The organism is Bradyrhizobium iriomotense (assembly GCF_018130765.1).
GTDB lineage: Bacteria > Pseudomonadota > Alphaproteobacteria > Rhizobiales > Xanthobacteraceae > Bradyrhizobium > Bradyrhizobium iriomotense_A.
Genome location: NZ_JAFCJZ010000031.1, coordinates 57,516 through 77,310, shown reverse-complemented (window position 1 = coordinate 77,310; position 19,795 = coordinate 57,516). Strand labels below are relative to the sequence as shown.

Annotated in this window: 16 protein-coding genes; 7 read left to right on the top strand and 9 right to left on the bottom strand. The window is 62.3% G+C overall.

Features of this window, described 5'->3' with window-relative positions; translation table 11 throughout:
• Positions 1 to 3,429 (top strand): DUF5801 repeats-in-toxin domain-containing protein (locus JQ635_RS39300; protein ID WP_283826928.1); only part of this gene is annotated, 3,429 nt, incomplete at its 5' end.
• A gap of 23 nt (positions 3,430 to 3,452) precedes the next feature.
• On the opposite strand, the gene JQ635_RS35685 is transcribed toward JQ635_RS39300, so the two are convergent.
• The 7 genes from JQ635_RS35685 to JQ635_RS35655 form a co-directional block, all read right to left on the bottom strand.
• Positions 3,453 to 4,427: a transglutaminase-like cysteine peptidase gene (locus tag JQ635_RS35685; protein WP_246583979.1), complete on the bottom strand. Its 975-nt coding sequence runs from the start codon at positions 4,425 to 4,427 to the stop codon at positions 3,453 to 3,455.
• Positions 4,428 to 4,796: 369 nt separating this feature from the next.
• Positions 4,797 to 6,044, bottom strand: coding sequence for an HlyD family type I secretion periplasmic adaptor subunit (locus JQ635_RS35680; protein WP_211414441.1), 1,248 nt, complete (start codon positions 6,042 to 6,044; stop codon positions 4,797 to 4,799).
• Entirely contained in the window at positions 6,034 to 8,262 is a 2,229-nt protein-coding gene (locus JQ635_RS35675; protein WP_433996593.1) for a type I secretion system permease/ATPase, read from the bottom strand. Before JQ635_RS35675 ends, JQ635_RS35680 begins: the two co-directional genes overlap by 11 nt.
• Before the next feature lie 274 nt (positions 8,263 to 8,536).
• Positions 8,537 to 10,228, bottom strand: a complete 1,692-nt coding sequence (locus tag JQ635_RS35670; protein WP_211414440.1) for a TolC family outer membrane protein — start codon at positions 10,226 to 10,228, stop codon at positions 8,537 to 8,539.
• Between the two features lie 703 nt (positions 10,229 to 10,931).
• Positions 10,932 to 11,150 (bottom strand): hypothetical protein, encoded by a 219-nt coding sequence (locus JQ635_RS35665; RefSeq protein ID WP_211414439.1) that lies wholly within the window; start codon positions 11,148 to 11,150, stop codon positions 10,932 to 10,934.
• Positions 11,141 to 11,374 carry a hypothetical protein gene (locus JQ635_RS35660; RefSeq protein ID WP_211414438.1) on the bottom strand — a complete coding sequence of 78 codons (234 nt, stop codon included), beginning with the start codon at positions 11,372 to 11,374 and terminating at the stop codon, positions 11,141 to 11,143. Before JQ635_RS35660 ends, JQ635_RS35665 begins: the two co-directional genes overlap by 10 nt.
• A 297-nt stretch (positions 11,375 to 11,671) precedes the next feature.
• Positions 11,672 to 11,935, bottom strand: a complete 264-nt coding sequence (locus JQ635_RS35655) for a hypothetical protein (protein ID WP_211414437.1) — start codon at positions 11,933 to 11,935, stop codon at positions 11,672 to 11,674.
• A 402-nt stretch (positions 11,936 to 12,337) separates the two neighbouring features.
• Here JQ635_RS35655 and JQ635_RS35650 point away from each other — a divergent pair, with 402 nt between their 5' ends.
• Positions 12,338 to 12,814: a hypothetical protein gene (locus JQ635_RS35650; protein ID WP_211414436.1), complete on the top strand. Its 477-nt coding sequence runs from the start codon at positions 12,338 to 12,340 to the stop codon at positions 12,812 to 12,814.
• Positions 12,811 to 13,074, top strand: coding sequence for a hypothetical protein (locus JQ635_RS35645; RefSeq protein WP_211414435.1), 264 nt, complete (start codon positions 12,811 to 12,813; stop codon positions 13,072 to 13,074). The genes JQ635_RS35650 and JQ635_RS35645 overlap by 4 nt, the downstream gene beginning before the upstream one ends.
• A 230-nt stretch (positions 13,075 to 13,304) precedes the next feature.
• Here the strand turns inward: JQ635_RS35645 and JQ635_RS35640 are convergent, their stop codons facing one another.
• Both JQ635_RS35640 and JQ635_RS35635 read right to left on the bottom strand, forming a co-directional pair.
• Positions 13,305 to 13,580, bottom strand: coding sequence for a hypothetical protein (locus JQ635_RS35640; protein WP_246583978.1), 276 nt, complete (start codon positions 13,578 to 13,580; stop codon positions 13,305 to 13,307).
• Between the two features lie 102 nt (positions 13,581 to 13,682).
• Positions 13,683 to 14,204, bottom strand: coding sequence for a GNAT family N-acetyltransferase (locus JQ635_RS35635; RefSeq protein ID WP_211414434.1), 522 nt, complete (start codon positions 14,202 to 14,204; stop codon positions 13,683 to 13,685).
• Between the two features lie 189 nt (positions 14,205 to 14,393).
• Between JQ635_RS35635 and JQ635_RS35630 the strand changes: the two genes are divergently transcribed.
• From JQ635_RS35630 to fabI, 4 genes are read left to right on the top strand one after another with little or no spacing between them, the layout of a single operon-like run.
• Positions 14,394 to 16,643: a DUF3141 domain-containing protein gene (locus tag JQ635_RS35630; protein WP_211414433.1), complete on the top strand. Its 2,250-nt coding sequence runs from the start codon at positions 14,394 to 14,396 to the stop codon at positions 16,641 to 16,643.
• Positions 16,644 to 16,672: 29 nt separating this feature from the next.
• On the top strand, positions 16,673 to 17,635 hold the full coding sequence (locus JQ635_RS35625) for a phosphate acetyltransferase (protein ID WP_211414432.1): 963 nt from the start codon (positions 16,673 to 16,675) through the stop codon (positions 17,633 to 17,635).
• Positions 17,636 to 17,639: 4 nt separating this feature from the next.
• A complete protein-coding gene (locus JQ635_RS35620) occupies positions 17,640 to 18,854 on the top strand; it encodes an acetate/propionate family kinase (RefSeq protein ID WP_211414431.1) in 1,215 nt (404 codons plus the stop codon).
• Entirely contained in the window at positions 18,851 to 19,639 is a 789-nt protein-coding gene (gene fabI, locus JQ635_RS35615; protein ID WP_211414430.1) for an enoyl-ACP reductase FabI, read from the top strand. The genes JQ635_RS35620 and fabI overlap by 4 nt, the downstream gene beginning before the upstream one ends.
• The last annotated feature ends 156 nt before the right edge of the window (positions 19,640 to 19,795 follow it).

Sequence of the window (19,795 nt, the reverse complement as noted above, 5' to 3'; positions counted from 1 at the left end):
GGTCACACCGCGACGAGCGACCTGCTGGTGTTTACGCTGCAGGTCGACAGCGACGGTAACGTGACGTTCACGGACGACCGTGCGGTGAAGGAAGCCGACGGCACCAGTCCGGACACCAATGAAGGCATCAGCCTTGCCAGCGGCGTGGTCACGCTAACGGCAACGATCACCGACAATGACGGCGACTCGGCGGATTCGAGCATCGACCTCGGCAAGCAGGTGACGTTCCTGGATGATGGCCCGACGGCGCACATTGCGCTGAACGGCTCGCCGACCTTGATCGTCGACGAGACGGACGGGGTTGGCGCTGCGGGCGAGTTTGACCCGGTTGGCGGCAATCTCGGCACCAACACGATCCTGGGCGCAACGCTGTTCACCAACACCTCGGTGTTCGGGGCCGACGGTGCGGCGGGCGCGACGCCGACGGTGTACTCGCTGTCGCTGCTGTCGTCGGTGTCCGGCCTGACCGACACGGCGACCGGCAATGCGATCACGCTGTTCCTCAACGGCGGTGTGATCGAAGGCCATGCCGGCACGCTGAGCACGGACCCGCTGGTGTTCACGCTGTCGATCAATTCGTCGACGGGCGACACCACGCTGACGCAGTTCCGGGCGGTGGTGCATGGCACCTCGTCGGATCCGGACAGCTCGGAGGCGGTGACGCTGGCCGACAACGCGGTCGGCGTGACCGTGACGGTGACCGACAAGGACGGCGACTCCTCGCACGACACGGCCAACCTGAACGGGGTCGTCAAGTTCCTCGACGACGGCCCGACGGCGAGCACAGTGACCGCGACGCCGGTTCTGGACGACGAGGCGCAGACGCTGTTCGTCGGCAACGATTTGCCTGCAGACGGTGTTGCGAACGTGAAGGTCGCGACGGGTGCGGCCGGTGCGCTGTTCGCAGCGGGCGCGGACGGCTTGCAGTCGATCAGCTTCACCAACCCGGTCGGGCTGAAGGCGATCTACAAGGACGCCAACGGGCTCGGGGCCCAGGAGACGCTGAACTACGCGACGACGGTGGTCGCGGGCCACACGATCCTGACGGCGACGGGTGCGACCTCGAACAACGTGGTGTTCAAGCTCGACGTGGCACCTGACGGCTCGTACACGTTCACGGTGTCTGAGCCGCTGGTGCATCCGACCAGCAGCCCGACGGAGGAGAACATCGCCGTCGCGATTGGCTTCACGGTGACGGACGGCGACGGCGACACGGCGGCGGGTTCGCTGACGGTGAACGTCAACGACGACACGCCGAATGCCAATACGGTGACGGCGACGCCGGTCCTGGATGACGACGCGCAGACGCTGTTTGTGGGCAACCCGGGCGGCACGGGCGACGTTGCGAACGCGACGATTGCGACGGGGGCGGCGGGTGCGCTGTTCTCGGCGGGTGCGGATGGTCTGAAGTCGGTGAGCTTCACCAATCCGACGGGCCTGAAGGCAATCTACCAGGACGCCAACGGCCTTGCGGCTCAGGAGACGCTACACTACACGACGACGACGGCTGCGGGTGGCCACACGATCTACACGGCGATCGGGGATAGTTCGGGCCACACGGTGTTCACGCTGGATGTGGGCGCGGACGGCTCGTACACGTTCACGATGTCGGAGCCGCTGGTGTCGCCGACGGTCGGCACGACGGAAGAGAATCTGTCGATCCAGATCGGCTTCACGGTGACGGACGGCGACAATGACACGGCGACGGGCGCGCTGACGGTTCAGGTCAACGACGACACGCCGGGTATCACGGCCGGTTCAATCCAAGACGCGATCTTGAATACTGTTGCGGGTAGCGAGGTGCATGGCACTTGGCAGCCAGTGTTTGGCGCGGATGGACCAAACGCGGCAGCGGCGATAGCGATTGCAATCCCATCGACAGGATCCGGTTTGACGTATGCTCAAACCGATTTGGGGATCATATCAGGTCATCATGTGTTTCAGATCGACGTTTCCGGTGGAACGTCGCCGTACACTTTCTACGAATATTCACAGTTTAACGCGGCGACACAACAGGCAGAGATGTTTGCCTTTACAGACGTTGGCTTGACGACTTCGTTCTTCACGCTGGATGTCAACGCGAACGGAACCTACGACTTCAATCTCATCAATACGTCCGGATTTGAACATACAGTCCTGGCAAACGCATCCACGGCTAAGCCGGGCAACTACAATCCGGAGATGTTCATCGTCGGAACGAGCTTCTATGATGGCGCTACGCTGCCTGCCGGCACCACGCCTGACATTAGCATCGACGGATTCGACGTCTCCGGCGGTGGTCATGTCGATGAGAACGTCTTTGTGAATGCCAACGGAATCGCAGTTCAAAATGGCAATTTCGAAGCCAACGAGCTGATGACCTTCCATTTCACAGGTGCCCAGACGGAGGTCCAATTTAGTCTCGGCAAGTTCCAGGCGGGCAGTACCTCTGAGTTCACCGTTTCTCTGGATGGCGGGGCCACCCATACTTACGTTATCAGTACCAGTTCACCGATCATCGACATCAAAGCTTCGGATTTCGGCCTGACAAGCTTCCATGATATCGATTTAACGAAGATTGCTTCTGCGCTTGCCACCGATGACCCGACCGTGGACATTGAGACCATTCGGTACAACTCGGTAACCACCCTTGACACGACATCGCTTAACTTCGTTCTGACCGTAACTGACGGCGATGGTGATCAGTTCGCCAGCACTGCAGATCCCCTTACGATTTCCCTGATCGGCGGCGGACACACATTGACCGGTACCACCGGGCCGGAAGTGCTTGGAGCAACGAGCTCGATCGAGACGCTCAATGGAGGAACCGGCACCAACGATACGATTGACTATGAACACTCGACTGCCGGCGTGAACGTCAATCTCCAGACAAACGCCGTTAGCGGGGGCTGGGCGGCCGGAGATACCATCAGCAACTTTGAGAACGTGATCGGCTCGGCATTCAATGATACGCTGACGGCTCTGAACACCGGCAGCATATTGGATGGCGGCGCCAACAGCGCGGGCGGCACCGACACTCTAATCGGCGGAAATGGCAATGACGTGCTGATCGCGAGCCGCGCGGGTGTCGACAGCCTGACGGGTGGCGGCGGCAACGACACCTTTGTGCTACATGGGGACGGCGCAACCAATGTGTCGATTGCCGACTTCAATGCTTCCGGTACCGATGGCATCGTGGTCGACGTGGCTGACCAGGCTCTCACCATCAACACAGCCGCTCTCATCAACGCCGCGACGCAGTTTGCTTCTGGCAACGGCGCTCCGACCACTGGTGGAGTTGGCTGGACCGAAAGCACGAGTGCGGACAAGTTCTATCTGAATACCTCGGACAATACTCTTTGGTATTCGGCCAACGGAACTGGGTCTGACCAGGTCCTTCTTGCACACATGTCGACGGGCGTCGCGCCTTCTGCGATCCACGTCGCTTGAGGTGTTGGATTGGACAGGTAGCGTCAGAGCAGGAGCGGCAGTGAGCCTAGAGCAGGGCCACTGTCGCCCAGGGTGTCTTGGCGAGTCCAATAGCTCTCCTCACCGCTCGCTGCAGCGGGCATACCGCCCATTTCGCCGTCGACCGGTGCAGCCTTCGCGTAAGGCTTGGCGAACAGATGCACGCCGTCGTGATTGATCGCGAACAGCGGCGCGAAGTTCAGCTCGCCGTTGTCCTCGCGCAGGCCCGCCCACCGGTTGTCCAGGATCAGCCAGCGGCCGTCGAGACGCGCCGCAAGCACCGCGTGGTCCTGCCGGACGGTCCGGTCGCGGACGAGGAGCAGGCGCAGGTCGGCATCCGGGAAACCCGCTTCGCGTAAGGCGGCGTATTTGGCGATCGCATAGTCTTCGCAATCGCCTTTGCCCGTCGCAAAGCTCGCCAGCGGCGAACTCCAGCGATCGAGCTCCCGATGCTGGACGAGATCGCTGACATAGCGGATCGCGGTGTTGACGCCGAGATTGACCTCCGCGAGGCGAGCCCGCCCGGACTTCGCTTTGACCGCACTGATGAGCCTGAGGAACTGCGCAGCGTTCGGCGGGCAGCTGGCGGCATCGGACCGGCAGCGCTCGAGCAGGGCCTGCTCGCTCGCGATCTCTGCTTCAACCGTGCGCCATTTGCGCCAGATGGCGTTGTCAGGCGCCCGGAACGCGAAGAGGCCGAAGGGTTCATGGCCGAGCGGCGGCGCGCCGGCCGGAGAGGCGGCCTCAGGTTGGGCATCCGTCGCCGTGGGGGAGGAAGGCGTCAGTGCTGCCAGACGCACGGCATTTGGCCCGCGGCCACGCTCGCGGTCGAGCTTTGCCAGCACCGCGTTGATCGTGAAGAACGTCGCGGGTGCCTGAATGGTATCCGCCCCGGATGGCGCGATCTCACGCGGCTCGGCCGGCCCGGCATCGGCCGCAAACGCGACCGAGGTCGCAGCACCGGTGAGCGAAACCAGCAAGGCCGCCGCAAACGCCAGAATGCCCTGCCGTCGCTGTCCACAACGCGACTTCATTGACCGTCCCCAAATTTCGGGACGTCGCCTGCGTCTTTACGCGCCTGATCATCATCCCGACCTGTTTATCGGGAGCCAGCGTGCGCGTGGGCGCGCTTAAGTCGGGTTAAGACCGGGGAGGGGACGGCCAGGAATGAACCGGTGGGATGAACCGCGCCCCACCGGCAATGCTAAAGCTTGCGATCGCGCGTTAAGGACACCTTAAGCAAGGCGACTTGAGGGACGGATCCAAAGCATGATCCGGAAAAGTGCGAAGCGGTTTTCCGACAAGATCATGCTGAAACAACAACCTAAAGCGCGATGATGATTCGCGCTTTAGTGCTCGCGCAGGGCCTCGTCGCGCAAGGTGCGAGCCGGCTTCATGATGTAATCCAGAACGCTCTTCTTGCCGGTCAAGATCTCGACGGTCGTGATCATGCCCGGAATGATCGGAAGCGGAGTTTCCTCCGTGCCGAGATGGTTTTTGTCGGTGCGAACCATCACGCGATAGTAGGTCTCCGGTCGCTGCGCCGCCTCTCCCTTGTCGTCGAGGATCGTGTCGGCGCTGATCCGCTCGACCTTGCCGGCGAGATGGCCGTAAACGGAGGAGTCGTAGGCGGAGATCTTGACGACGGCATCCTGGCCCGGGCGGATGAAGGCGATATCCTGCGGCCTTATCTTGCCTTCGACCAGCAAGGTATCGTCGAGCGGAACGATGTCCATGAGGTTCGCACCGGGCTGAACGACGGCGCCGATCGTCGTAACGTTCAGCTTGTTGACGATGCCGCGAACCGGTGAGCGCAGATCCGTCCTGCGCACCCTGTCCTGGGCGGACTTGATGTTCTCGTCGAGGACTGCGAGGTCGGCCCGCGACTTGGCGAGGTCCTCGTCCGCCTGCGCCCGGAAGGTCGAGATCGTGGTCGCAATCTTCGCCTTGGCCTCGGCGATCTGTCCTTTCGCTTCCGCGGATTGACGCTCCAGCCGAAGCATTTCGATCTCGGGAACGACCTTCTGCTCGTACAGCTTGCGCGTCAGTGCGAGCTCGCGATCGAGCAGGGCGGATGTTTGGGTCAGCCTTGCGATCTGCTGATTGAGGACGTCGACATCCTGCGCCACCTTGAGGGCGCGGGTCTTGAATACGCTCCGTTCTGTCGTCACGGCAGCCGGGACAACGCCCTCGATCTGGTCGGGAAAGACGATCTCGCTACGGCCCTTCGCTTCGGCGTCGAGCCGCGCGAGGCGGGCCGCCATCGAGGCACGGCGCTCCCGTATCTCGCCAAACTCGGAAGCGAACTTGGTGTCCTCGATCCGCATCAGGGACTGCCCCTGCTGCACCACCGCGCCCTCCTGGACCAGGATGTCACCGACGATCCCGCCTTCCAGGGATTGCACGACCTGGATCTGACGCGAGGGCACGACCTTGCCGTTTCCGCGCTTGACCTCTTCAAGCACGGCGAAATGAGCCCAGATCAGGAATGTGGAGAGGAGGGCGAGGAACGCCCACAGCAGCATGCGGGAGGTCCGTGGCGTTCTCAAGCGGACGGCCGCGCGGATATCGTTGGCGTAGGCGAAATCAGCTGACATGGGACTTCTGCGCCGGCGTGACTTGTTGAACCACCCTGGGGTTGACGACCGGCTCGGCCGACGGAGTCTTGCCTTGCAACAGGCTCAAGACGTGGTCGCGTGGCCCGTCGGCAACCAGCCGGCCGTTGTCGAACAGCAGAAGCCGGTCGACCATGGTCAGCAGTGAGAGACGGTGCGTGGAGATGATGATGGTCATCTGCGCATCGTCGAGTTTCTTCAGCCGCTCGAGGAACTCGCTTTCGCTGCGCACGTCGAAATGGGCGGTTGGCTCGTCCAGGAACAGGACCTTGGGCTTGCGGATCAGGACGCGCGCCAGGCCGATGGCTTGCTTCTGACCGCCCGAGAGGCTGCGTCCGCCCTCCGCGATGGGCATGTCGTAGCCCATGGGATGGCCCGCGATGAAGCTTTCGACGCCGGCCAGGCGCGAGGCCGCAAGCACTTCCTCGTCGGTCGCGGCCGGATAGCCCAACGTGATGTTGTCGCGCAGCTTGCCGTAGAACAGATCGGTGTCCTGCATGGCAAAGCCGATGCCGGCGCGCAGGTCGGCGGGATCATACTGACGCGAGTCGACGCCATCGACCAGGATGCGACCATCCTGTGCCTCGTAGAAGGAGAGCAACAGGCGCCCGACGGTCGTCTTTCCCGAACCAACCCGGCCGATGATTCCAACGCGCTCGCCGCTGTGAATCTTGAAGGTGACCTTGTCCAGCGCCTTTCCAGGCGCATTGGGGTAGGTGAACGAGACGTTCTCGAAATTGATGGTGCCTTGCTCGATCTTTCTGGCGACATAGGTCCGTTCCGGCGAACGTTCCCGCTCCAGAGTCATGAGTCGATCGATGGATTTGAGCGCCGAGAAAGTCTGGGTGCCGCGGGTGATCACGGATGCGATGCCCGCGATCGGCGCCAAGACCCGGCCGGCGAGCATGTTCGCCGCGACCAGGGCGCCGACCGTCAGGGTGCCGTTCTGGATCAGAAAGACGCCGATCACGATCATGAGCAGACTGGTCAGCATCTGCGCCGAGTTTGCTGCAGTCAGCGCCAGGGATGACCAGAAGTGTACGGCCTCGCCGGACCGGGCTGTCGCTGCAACCGAACGCTCCCAGGCCGTCTGCATCCTTGCTTCACCGCCTGAGGCGCGCACGGTTTCAAGGCCGGCGAGCGATTCCACCAGCACGCCATGGCGGGCTGCCGACTCGGCTTGCAAGCGCTTCATCGCCCGATTGAGCGGGCGTTGCAGCACGAGGCCAATTCCGATCACGATCGGCAGCATCAAGAGCGGCACCCAGGCGAGCGGCCCCGCGACCAGGAAGAGAACGGCAACGAACAGGATGGCGAACAGCAGATCGGTTGCCGAGACGACGCTGCCCGAGGTGAAGAATTCGCGAACGGAATCGAAATCCCGGAGCTGGTTGGCAATGATGCCGACGGATGTCGGCCGCTGCGACATTTTCACAGCCATGACATGTTCGAAGATGTTGGCGGCGAGGACGACGTCGATCGTCTTGCCCGTCACGTCGATCATCTTGCTCCGGACCATCCGCAGGATCAGATCAAAGACGATCGCAAGACCCATACCGATCGAGAGAGCAATGAGTGAGGGGATCGCTCCGTTCGGGATGACCCGGTCATAAACGCTCATCGTGAAGAGCGGCATAGCCAGGGCCAGAATGTTGATGAGCAGCGCCGCCAGCGCGATGTGTCCGTAGTTGCGCCAATGGGCCTTTACGACGGACCAGAACCAGTGCTGCCGGGGAAGACTGCCGGCCGCGACGGCTCGCGGGTCCGACTCGGCGGCGGCCCGGACCAGAAACGCGTAGCCCGTATATCCCGCAGCGATGCTGTCGAGGGTCAGCATCTCAGGCACGTACGGCCGGTTGCTTGGGTCGATCACCCTGGCGGTACGCTTGGCCTCGTCGATGCTCAAGAGGACCAGCGTCGTTCCGTTCTTCATGATCAGCACGACAGGAAGAACGAGAGGCGGGATGTCCAGCAGCTTGCGTTTGGTGGCCTCGGTCTCAAGGCCAGCACGGCGCGCCGCGCGTTCGTAGAGCGAAACTGTCAGGCGCCCGTCGAGGATCGGCAGGCCGCCGAGCAAGCCGTCGCGGGTCACAGCTCTGCCGTGATGTCCGGCTAGAAAGACCAGCGAGTCCAGCAGGGGATCGCTTTGTTTCGCCTCCACCCGCTCGGCGCGGGCCGATGCCGCGGACTCTTCGGCGATGTTGTCCGGGCGCGCATCTTGGGCCGAAGCCGTCTTTGTTTGACGAAACAACAAGCTGATATGCCTTAAATGAAAAGCGATGACGCGAACTTGGCAAAGTCGCCGAAAGACTACGACAAATTGCGAGTTAATTCATTTACTTATTTGGGCGGTCGCGATTAACGATTAACAATCGCGCGTCCGAAAGGCTATCCGTGCATTATCGGGGTAGGCCGAAATCAAAAAAGCCCGCACAAATGTGCGGGCTTTTTCAAGGGTTAATCTGTCGACGTTGCTATTTTGTAATCGGCGAGAATGCGGTCAGCAGCCAATGGGGCTTCTCGGCCGCGGCATATGAGCTGCGCTGGTCGGCCGGGCTGTCGAGCACGACCGGCCCGCCGGAGCCTCGCCGCTGCGCAAACCAAGCCGACACGCCGGCAACCTTGGCTGACGCCGGTTCACCGGACCAGCGATCGCCGAAAGCCGATGTGGCAGGCTCGGTCGCTGCATAGGACAACCGGACGGGCGCGGCCGTCGGTGCCGGGACGGCAGTCCGCAGCGGCTCCGAACCGCTCTGCGGCAGCGTCCAGCGGAACGTGGGCGCCTTGTAGTCGGGCAGGCCGAACAGGTTGAGATCGGTCGGGGCTGCGTCGACCGGGGGAGGCGCCTTCAGATATTCGATCAGGGTTCCCGTCGCGGCGAGCAATTGATAATCGGCAAACACCACAACCGCGCGCGCCGAGGTCAGCGAAACCTGCGCATTGAAGAACTGGTTCTGGGCGTTCAGGAGGTCGATGAGCGAGCGCTGGCCGAGCTCATATTCCTTCTGGAAGGCGGCGATGGTCTTCCGGGCCGCCTCCAGCTCGCTGGTCAGCGCCGCAATGCGGGTCTGCGTGACCGTGCGAGCGTTCCAAGCCTTGTCGATCGACTCATAGGCATCCCGCTGCAGGCGGGCGTGCCGTGCGGTCGCTTCCGTGAACCGTTCGGCCTTTTCCGAGCGATTCCAGGCATCCTGGCCGCCACGGAAGATGTCCCAGGACATCACCACCTTGCCGCTGTAGTCCTCATGGGTGACGGCGGGCGTGCCGGCGGCGGCAACATAGGGGAAGGAGTTGTCGTAATGCGTCGCTCGGCCCTCGAGATAGAATTTCGGGGCAAACAGGCCGTCCGTGGACTTGAAGGCGTGCTTGGCGGCGTCAACGTCGGACTGGGCCGCCGAGATCGTGGAGTTGAACCGCAGCGTGACCGCGAGCGCTTCATCCCGACTGGCGGGGAGTCCCCTCAACGGGCCCGGGAAGCGCACATTGTAAGGCTCTATGCCGACGACCTTGCGGTACTTTGCACGTGCGTCCTCGAGACTGCGGCGAAATTCGGCGAGGGCCGCGCGCGCACTTTCGACGCGCTCCCTCGACTGCTCGAGGTCGCCTTCGCCGGCCCGGCCGCCCGAGAACCGGGAGTTCACGTTCGAGAAGATCTTCTCGTGGTTGGCGACGTTCTGCTCGGCAATGCCGACCAGACGTATATAGCGCACGACGTCGATGTAAGCTTCGGCGGCGTCGAGGGCGATGAGCTCGGTGCGTTCCTTGACGCGGGCAGCAGCGGCGTTCACGCGCGCATTTTGACGCCACACCTCGTGGATCGAGGTGAAACCGTCAAAAAGAAGCTGCCGGACGACGACGGATTCCTGGCTTCCGTTCCGCCACGGCCCGGATCCCGTTGTTGGAACCGCAAGGCTCGGGGCTACGAAGCCGGGCGACTGGTCGAACTTCTCCGGTCCGTAGCTGGCGTCGATGCGGACCTGCGGTAATAGCGTACTCTGGGTCTGGCGGAGCTCGCTCTCGGTTGCGCGGCGATTGGCCGAAGCCTCGCCCACCCCCGGGTTGGTCTGCATCGCCTGTTTCAAGGCATCGTTGATTGAAAATTGTTCGGCTTTCGCGGGGGCGACGGCCAGGATGATCGTTGCGAAGGCTAAATGCGCCGGCTTCATGGTCCCCACCATAAACGTCTTTTAACAAATATTATTGCCTGGGAAGAATTAGCAAAATGCTACGGCCGCACCTATGACATTTCAGTCACAGCTTGCAGCAATCGATCCGACGTCTCTTGCGCGAACAACACAGAGCCCGGCTCAGGCGGCCCAATAACCGCCTCCCAGAGACGACAACAGGGGCTGCTGCGGCGCACAAATTGTGCGTGTAATATGCTCCCTAGCAACCTGATTTTACTCATCAATTGCGCTGCTGCCGTGCTGCGATGTGGCGCTCGCTCAAACGGTCCGGTTCCGGATACCGCGGGCGGGGCAGGTCGGCCGGGGAGTTTTGCGGCGCTGGTTCAATGCTTCCCACTCCGGAGTTGGAGAGCGTCCGGGGATCGGCCAGCACCACCCGGCCTTCGTCGATTCGGATCTCAGGGCGCGTAAAGGGCCGAGAGGTTCGACCCGCAATCGGCTTGCCTTCAATCGCTGGTCATCAGCGCGTGGCCTGATCTGCTCGCGTACGGTTGGCGGCCGGGCGATATCCCGGTTCCATCGTCATGGCCCCTCGGGGCAGCACGCCCCGGGAAATAATGGCACGCGCTTTCAAGTTAAGGACGGACAGCTAAGGCAGCCATCCGGAGGCAAACTTTGCTTAAGGTCTCAGACACATAGTGGATGCATTTCAGCGTGAGATTGAAAGGCATGAATTGTGAATTCAGATTTTCGAACCGAGCTGGAAAGCCTCATGGAAGATATCCAGAAGCGCCAGCGGCATATTGAGGACCGGGTTTTTCTCATCAACGTTCTCGAGCGAGAGGGGCACATCACGCTCGACGAACAGGCCGCTCTTAGATTTGAACGCAAGCAGCTGGCGCTTCAAATGGAGCGGCAGACGGGCCTGCTTTTGAAAGCAACGATCCGGGCTTAGCGCCATTCATTCTCAGGCAGGGTTCCCGGCGGGGGCTTGAGTTGCTCCAGCCCCTCGTCGATCGCCCGAATGTCGTCCTCCATCCGTTCGATGGTCCGGATCGGATCAATGCCTGACACGGTCCGGAGCTGCTCGAGCAACTGACGCCGATGTTCGCGCAGCTCTTCGAGTCCCCGCCGGTCCTTCAGTGCCACATGAGAGGCAACGATCAATTCGATGGATGATGGCAATGCTATACCTGTCGATTAAATGCGTCGATTAAAGCGTTTATTATAGAGCTTTATGTGGACCGGAAAAGGTCGTCTTCATCGGCATTAGGACGATAGGGACCAGCCAGGAGCAGGCTGTCGTCTCGTTGGCGCAGACGCACAAGTCACTTGCTCTTCTTCTGAAGGGCGACGGCCTGACGGCAAAAACTGCTCGATCTTGCTCTCCGCCGGAGCGCGCACGGCAGGACGGCGCGAGCTATTCCGTGACGACGCATCGCGTTGGTTTCGGTACTCGACTGCCATGTCGCGGGTTGTGCATCATGATGCCACGCGAGCGCGTCCTTTACGGCCGGCGTTACGACCATTAATTTTGTCTCGATATTTTTTGATTTGCTCGGCCCGTGCCAGCAGCCCTTTTCGCCAAGGCAATTGCAGACGATGTGTGATCGTTGCTCGATCTTCGACAGGAAGATTCAAAGATTCAAGGAGCTCGTCGTTCAGCTGTCTGATTTCGATGACGGCTTGGTCGAGCAGATCATGTGGAGAATAGCGAGGCTGCGGAGCATGAAGGCTGCGCTTCATCCCGAAGAGGGACGGCCCGATTCTTCCTTATAACCAGGCTCGGGGAAATGGCCGCCATTCGTTTGGCCCGGGCGCGAAATTCCAACAGCGCCGTCCGCTCGAAATCAAATGGCGGACGGCGCTGCTCCAGCCCCGGGAGGGAAAAGCAAAATCCCGGTTGTTCGAGTCTGCGGTTTCATTGATCTAGGTCAAACCAAAACCGCTTACTTGGTAAATCACGCCGAGTGTATCGAACCAGCCTGCTGAGGATCAACCGTTCGGTTGAGATTGCGGGAAGAAAAGGAAAAAGCGTTCATCTGAACGTCGATGAGTAGGGCCTTCTTTCGAGATTCCGCACAGCAATATCAGACGAGATCATCGGGCACTTATCACTGGGTGCACGCTTGACGGGTACGAGGGGGCTTGGCAGGATCGGGAAAAATAGGCAATATTCAATTTTTGGAATTTGCCATGCCAGCTTATCTCGTCCGCTCAATTGACAGTCATCAGATCGTCGGCCTCTTCTCCGCCGACCATCCCAGAAGTCTCGCCCATTCAGTCCAGGAATGGACCGAACGGGACCATTGCGAATACGTCGAATTGCCAGCCGGCGGCCTGGTATGGGCGGGGTCGGCGGTTCGAGTGCCTATGCATCCGGGCATCGAGAGAGACACTGACTGGAATATCCCCGAATTGCCTTTCACCAGCGCGACGCTGTCTGAAACCTGGCTCAACGTGCTCTACGGCTACGCGCCCGGACTTCGTTGGACGAAGTTCAGGGCCAGAAAGGCAGCGCAATCGACCTCAGCCGGACTTCCAGAGCCGGTGAGATCGGCGCAGATCATTCCTCTGCGAAGACCGGGCTCCCAGCAAATGGCCAAGCGGGGAGATGCGCAATGACGGCGGAGAAGCTGCGGAGTCACGTCACCTATTTGAGTGAATTGGGGCCGGATTCCGAAGGGCGCGACGTCTTCGTGGGCCTGACTTATGGGGAAACTGTCTGGTTGATCGATTATCGAGAGCGGCGTGCGCGCGGTGAGCCGGGATGGAGCCGGGATCAAGCGGCCGCTCGCGAACTGGCGGCAAGGCACCATACGGCACACATCGAGATCGTGATCGCACAGGCGGAAAAGCGTTTCGACAACCCGACCATCAACTAAAGCATGATCCGAACCCCGCAGGGCCGCGATAGCGCAAAGCGCGAAGCGGTCTTCCGGAACCATGCGTCAACAACAACCTGAAGCGCGATGAGATTCATCCAAATCTCATCGCGCTTTAGTTGTTGGGGCCTGCTTCGCCACGGCTCATCCCGGCGCGTCTGATGACGCAGCCTTGTCCTGTGGATGCAAGATCATCCGCAGGATTCGGCTTGTCTCCATTTCGACGAGGGTCAGCGGCAGACATATGTCCCGTTGACCAGCACGCGAACGCATGCCGTGCCCGCAGCGGCTGCGCCGACGGCCGCGGTCCCGACGACTGCGCGCCTGGTGGTCCGGCGTGCCACGCCGGCGGCCGACACGGGGGTCAGGGGACGCCCGACCCGTGCATCTGCCTGGCTGAAGGACAGCGATGGAGCCTGGCTGGATGATCCGCCGATGGAGACGGACATGCCTGCGCCGACCAGGATGGTGGCAACAGATAGCTTACCGATCATACCCCACGTCATGACGACCTCCGTCTTTGCAGCGATGGTATCGACTGACCCACGGGCCGGCTGGCGAACCGTTGATCAAGATCAAGGAAAAAATGGAAGTCCAGTTCGGGGTCATCAGGTCAGCTTCAACGCCAGATGAATCGTTTGAGGGTCCCGCTTCGCCGCAGGGCTGAAGCCGAGCCGTTCGAACACGCGGCGCATGGCCGTATTGTCCGACATGACCTCCGCGGTCAGTTCAGTCAGCCCGGCCTCGCGCGCGAGCGCAATGAGATGTTGTGCCAGCAGCGTGCCGATGCCACGTCCCTGCCAGGCATCGATAACGACAAAGGCCATCTCGGCGCAGCCGGGCGTCGCGACGACGTAGCGGCCTCCGCCTATGATGACGTTGTGGCCCGCATCCTCCGCGCAGGCAACCAGCGCCACGTGATTCTCGAAGTCGATCTCCATGAAATAGGCGCGCTCGCTATCTGAGAAATGGCGCTTCGGTGCAAAGAAGCGACGCTGGCGCGTTTGCATGCTGGCTTGGTCCAGCGCGGCGAGCATGCCGACCTCATCCTCCGGCCGGAGCGCCCGGATCTCGACCGGGGTGCCGTCACGTAACGTCTCCCGGCAAGTGAGACTTGCTGGAGTCCCCATCAATGCGCGCCCTTTCTCCGTTCAGCCGTTTGCCGGTACGTGCCGCCTGAACCGGATCAAGCCTACCGCGAAAGGCAGCTCGCCAAGCTTCCGCAGGGAACCCCGCGCTCCGCCCCTGACCGTTGACCTAAATCAACGTCGGCAATCCCAGGGCTTCTTGAATGGCTGGACGCGACGGCGAGGGCGAACATGGCGATGGACAATCTGAAACTGCCCGACCTGAAACTGCCCGATGGTCCGATGTCGGGCCTTGTGGCCTCCGCCGTCGAATACATGGTCGATGCCGGGCAGCGCAGTGTGCTGTTTCTGGACATCATGCGTCAGCGTGGTGACCAGTATCGCGAGCATGTCGCGCAGGTCGCGCCGCATGTGCTGCAATATGCTGCCGAATTGATCGCCGACGGTCGCACGCTGGAGGAGCCGGTCAACTACGCGCTGGTGCGCATCATTCCGCCGAAGGATGTCGAGATCGACATGAGCCGGCGGCCGTTCGTGGTGGTCGATCCGCGTGCTGGCCACGGGCCGGGCATTGGCGGCTTCAAGGCCGACAGCGAGATCGGCGTCGCGATGAGGGCGGGCCATCCTTGCTATTTCATCGGCTTCCTGCCCGAGCCGGTGCCGGGCCAGACCATCGAGCGCATCGCGCGCGCGGAAGCGCAGTTCATCGAGACCGTCATCAGCCGTCATCCCGAAGCCGACGGCAAGCCCTGCGTGATCGGCAATTGCCAGGCCGGCTGGGCCGTCATGATCCTGGCATCGCTGCGGCCGGATCTGTTCGGGCCCCTGATCGTCGCCGGCGCGCCGCTGGCTTATTGGGCCGGCGTGCACGGTCAATATCCGATGCGCTATTCCGGCGGCCTCTTGGGCGGAAGCTGGCTGACGGCGCTGACCAGCGATCTCGGCGCCGGCAAGTTCGACGGCGCCTGGCTGGTGCAGAACTTCGAGAACCAGAATCCGTCCAACACGCTCTGGACCAAGCAGTACAACGTCTACTCCAAGGTCGACACCGAAGCCGAACGCTATCTGGATTTCGAGCGCTGGTGGGGCGGGCACGTCAACCTCAATGCCGAAGAGATCCAGTTCATCGTCGATGAGCTGTTCATCGGCAACAATCTCGCCGCCGGCCGCATCGAGATGTCGGACGGAAAAAAGGTCGATCTGCGCAATATCCGTTCGCCGATCGTGGTGTTCTGCTCCAAGGGCGACAATGTCACGCCGCCGCAGCAGGCGCTCGACTGGATTTTGGACTGCTACGCCGACGTCGACGAGATCAGGGCGTATGGCCAGACCATCGTCTACACCGTCCACGAGAGCATCGGTCATCTCGGCATCTTCGTGTCCGGCGGCGTCGCCAAGAAGGAGCATGCCGAGTTTTCAAGCAACATCGATTTGATCGACGTGCTTCCGCCCGGGCTCTACGAGGCGACGTTCGAGGCGAGGGGCGACGAGACGCTCAATGCCGATCTCGCCGCCGGGCAATGGGTGATGCGCTGTGAGGCCCGCACGCTCGACGATATCCGCGCGATGGGTGGCAATTCGCCCGAGGACGAGAGGCGGTTTGCCGCCGCCAAGCGCGTCTCGGAGCTCAATCTGGCGGCCTATCAGAAATTCGTCCAGCCCTGGGTCAAGAAGATGGTGACCCCGCAGGTGGCGGACTGGGCGCGCAACATGCATCCGCTGCGGATGCAATATGAGGCCTTCAGCAGCAAGAATCCCTGGATGTCCACCATCCAGGCGGCCGCCGATCGTGTCGAGGACAACCGCAGGCCGGTCTCGAAGGACAATCCGTTCCTGGCTTTCCAGGAGCAGATGTCGAAGCAGATCGTCCATGCGCTCGACAGCTGGCGCGACGCGCAGGAGGCTCTGAGCGAGACCGTATTCCTCAATGTCTACGGCTCGCCGTTGCTTCAGGCGGCCGTAGGCATCGATCCGAATTCGGTGCCCTCGCAGCGCCGCGAGATGTCGGCGGAGCATCGCGCGATGCTCGAGAAGCGAATCTCCGAGCTGAAATCGCGCATCGGCGAGGGGGGCCTTCGCGAAGCAGCGCTCCGTTCTCTGCTCTATGTTGGCTCCGCCCGCGGCATGGTGGACGAGCGCAGCATCGAGGCGCTGCGGCAGGTGCGGCGGGACCATGCCGGCGCCCGGATGACGCTGGCCGAATTCAAGATGCTGGTCCGCGAGCAGTTCTTCATGCTGCTGCTCGATCGCGACGGTGCGCTGGCTGCGATCCCGAAATTGCTGCCCGACGACATGGGCCAGCGGCGCCAGGCCTTCGCCGCGATGCGCGAGGTTCTGTCGGCGAGCGAGGACATCACCGGCGAGCGCGCCAGGCGTCTGAAGCAGATCGCCGGGCTTTTTGGTCTGGACGGAGAGGGGGAGCTGACGTCGAACGTCGCCCCTTTCGACCCCAAAGCGGATTCCAAGGCAAGAGCGTCGTAACGCGGATTGGCGGAAGCGGGAGCAACATGATGTCGGCCGACACGACGGGGGCCCATTCCGGCAGCAAATACGACCGCCTGATCGCGGCGGCGAAGGCGGGGGCGCCCCTGCCGACCATCGTCGTCCACCCTTGCGACGAGACCTCGTTGCGCGGCGCCATCGACAGTGCAAGCGCCGGCATCATCCGGCCGATTCTTGTCGGGCCCGAGAAGAAGATCAGGGAAACGGCCGCCAAATTTGATCTCGACCTGTCCGGGTTCGAGATTGTCGATGCCGCGCATAGCGAGGACGCCGCGGCCAAGGGCGTCGAGCTCATCCATGCCGCCAAAGGCGAGCTGCTGATGAAAGGCAGCCTTCACACCGACGAATTGATGCGCGCCGTCACGGCCAAGACTGGCGGCCTGCGCACCGACCGGCGCATCAGCCACGTCTTCGTCATGGATGTGCCGGCCTACGCCGAGACCATCTTCGTGACGGATGCCGCGATCAACATCTTCCCCGATCTCGACGCCAAGCGCGACATCATCCAGAACGCGATCGACCTCTACAACCAGGTCGGCGTTGGCAAGACCCCGCGGGTCGCGATCCTGTCGGCGGTCGAGACCGTGACCTCGAAAATCCCCTCGACGATCGAGGCCGCGGCGCTCTGCAAGATGGCCGATCGCGGCCAGATCACCGGCGGCATCCTCGATGGTCCGCTGGCGTTCGACAATGCGATTGACTTGGAAGCCGCGCGGATCAAGGGCATCACCTCCGAGGTCGCCGGCCGTGCGCAGATCCTGGTCGTTCCGGACCTCGAGGCCGGAAACATGCTGGCCAAGAACCTCGCCTATTTCGCCAAGGCGGACAGCGCGGGCATCGTGCTCGGCGCCCGCGTGCCGGTGGTCCTCACCTCGCGGGCGGATTCTCCGCGCGCGCGCATGGCATCCTGCGCAGTCGCCGCGCTCTATGCTCGCGCCAGGCGCCAGAAGGCGCCGACAGTGGCCGCGTGACGCCATGGATACGATCCTCGTCGTCAATGCCGGCTCCTCCAGCGTCAAGTTTCAGGTCTATTCGATCGAGGGCGAGGGGATCCTTCGGCGGCAGATCAAGGGACAGATAGATGGCATCGGCAGCCGGCCGCGTCTGCGGGCCGGCGGCGCGGGCAACGGTCCATTGGTTGATCGCGCCTATCCGATCGAGGCCGTGCCGGATGTGCCGGCGGCAATGGCCGTCGCCGGCGACTGGTTACGGAACGAGCTTCGGGTGACGCCGATCGCGGTCGGCCACCGTGTCGTGCATGGCGGTCCAGACTATTCGCGGCCGGTCGTGATCGACCATGGCGTTGTGAGCCGGCTGGAGCGCTTCGTCAGTCTGGCGCCGCTGCATCAGCCGCATAATTTGGCGCCGATCCGCTCGCTCCTGGCGAACTTCCCGACGCTGTTGCAGGTGGCCTGTTTCGACACCGCCTTCCACCGCACGCACGACGCGGTCGCAGACCACTATGCCATCCCGCACCAGCTTCATGCCGAGGGCGTGCGGCGCTATGGCTTTCACGGCCTGTCCTATGAGTACATCTCCCGGACGCTGCCGAATGTCGCGCCCGATATTGCCGGCGGACGCGTGATTGTCGCCCATCTCGGCAGTGGCGCCTCGATGTGCGCATTGAAGCACGGGCGCAGCGTCGAAAGCACCATGGGCTTCACGGCGCTCGATGGCCTGCCGATGGGAACGCGGCCGGGGCAGATTGATCCCGGCGTTGTGCTTTATCTCATCTCGGAGAAGGGGATGTCGGCTCCGAGGGTGCAGGACTTCCTCTACCGCGAGTGCGGACTGAAGGGCCTGTCCGGCGTCAGCAACGACATGCGGGAGCTCGAGGCGAGTACCGATGCCCATGCAAGGCTCGCGATCGACTACTTCGTCTACCGGATCGGGCTCAGTGCCGGCATGTTGGCTGCGGCCTTGCAGGGTCTGGACGCCTTCGTCTTCACCGCCGGCATCGGCGAGAATTCGGCATCGATCCGGGCGCGCGTCGCAGAGCAGCTCGCATGGCTCGGTGTCACCCTCGATGCCGACGAAAATGCCCGTCATGCACGGCTGATCTCGCAGTCCGGCAGTCGCATCCCCGTCTATGTCGTCCCGACCGACGAGGAGCTGATGATTGCGCAGCACACGCTGGCGATGCTGGTCAACGGCTCGTCGCAAAACACACGATCTGTGAGGGTGTCATGATCCCAGTATTCCCGGACAGCAAGGTGGCCCTGAAGGGAAAGAAGGGCCTGATCGTCGGTATCGCCAATGACCAGTCCATCGCCTGGGGGTGTGCGCGGGCGTTTCGTGCGCTCGGTGCCGATCTCGCCGTCACTTATCTGAACGATCGCGCCAAAAAGCATGTCGAGCCCCTGGCGCAGGCGCTTCAGGCGCCGATCTTCATGCCGCTGGACGTGATGGTCGAAGGCCAGACCGAAGCGGTGTTCGAGCGCATTGCGGCCGAGTGGGGCCAACTCGACTTCCTGCTTCACTCCATCGCTTTCTCGCCCAAGGAGGCGTTGCACGGCCGCGTCGTCGACGTCGGCCGCGACGGCTTCCTCAAGACCATGGATGTCTCCTGCTGGTCGTTCATGCGCATGGCTCATCTCGCCGAGCCGCTCATGAAGAACGGCGGCACCCTGTTCACCATGACCTATTACGGCAGCCAGATGGTGGTGGAGAACTACAACGTCATGGGCGTGGCCAAGGCCGCGCTCGAGGCGTCGGTCCGCTACATCGCCGCCGAGCTCGGTCCGAAGGGCATCCGCGTTCACGCGATCTCGCCGGGCCCGCTAGCGACGCGCGCCGCATCAGGCATTCCCGAGTTCGACGAGCTCATGGACAAGGCGCAGTCGAAGGCGCCCTCGCGCAGCCTCGTCAGCATCGACGACGTCGGCAACGCCACCGCCTTTCTGGCGCTCGACGGCGCCAAGCTGATGACCGGCGGCGTGCTCTACATCGACGGCGGGTATCACATCATCGACTGAACCCGCCCGCGTGTTGTCACGCCGGGTTGGCAGTCAGGAGGCTGTGGGCTGATCGTGGCATCATGCCAGTGTTTTGCCCGGACGGGTCAAACGCGCCTCGGCCGGCAGAAAAAGCCGGACGAAAAAGTACAATGCCGTCAATGCCCTCGCTACTGT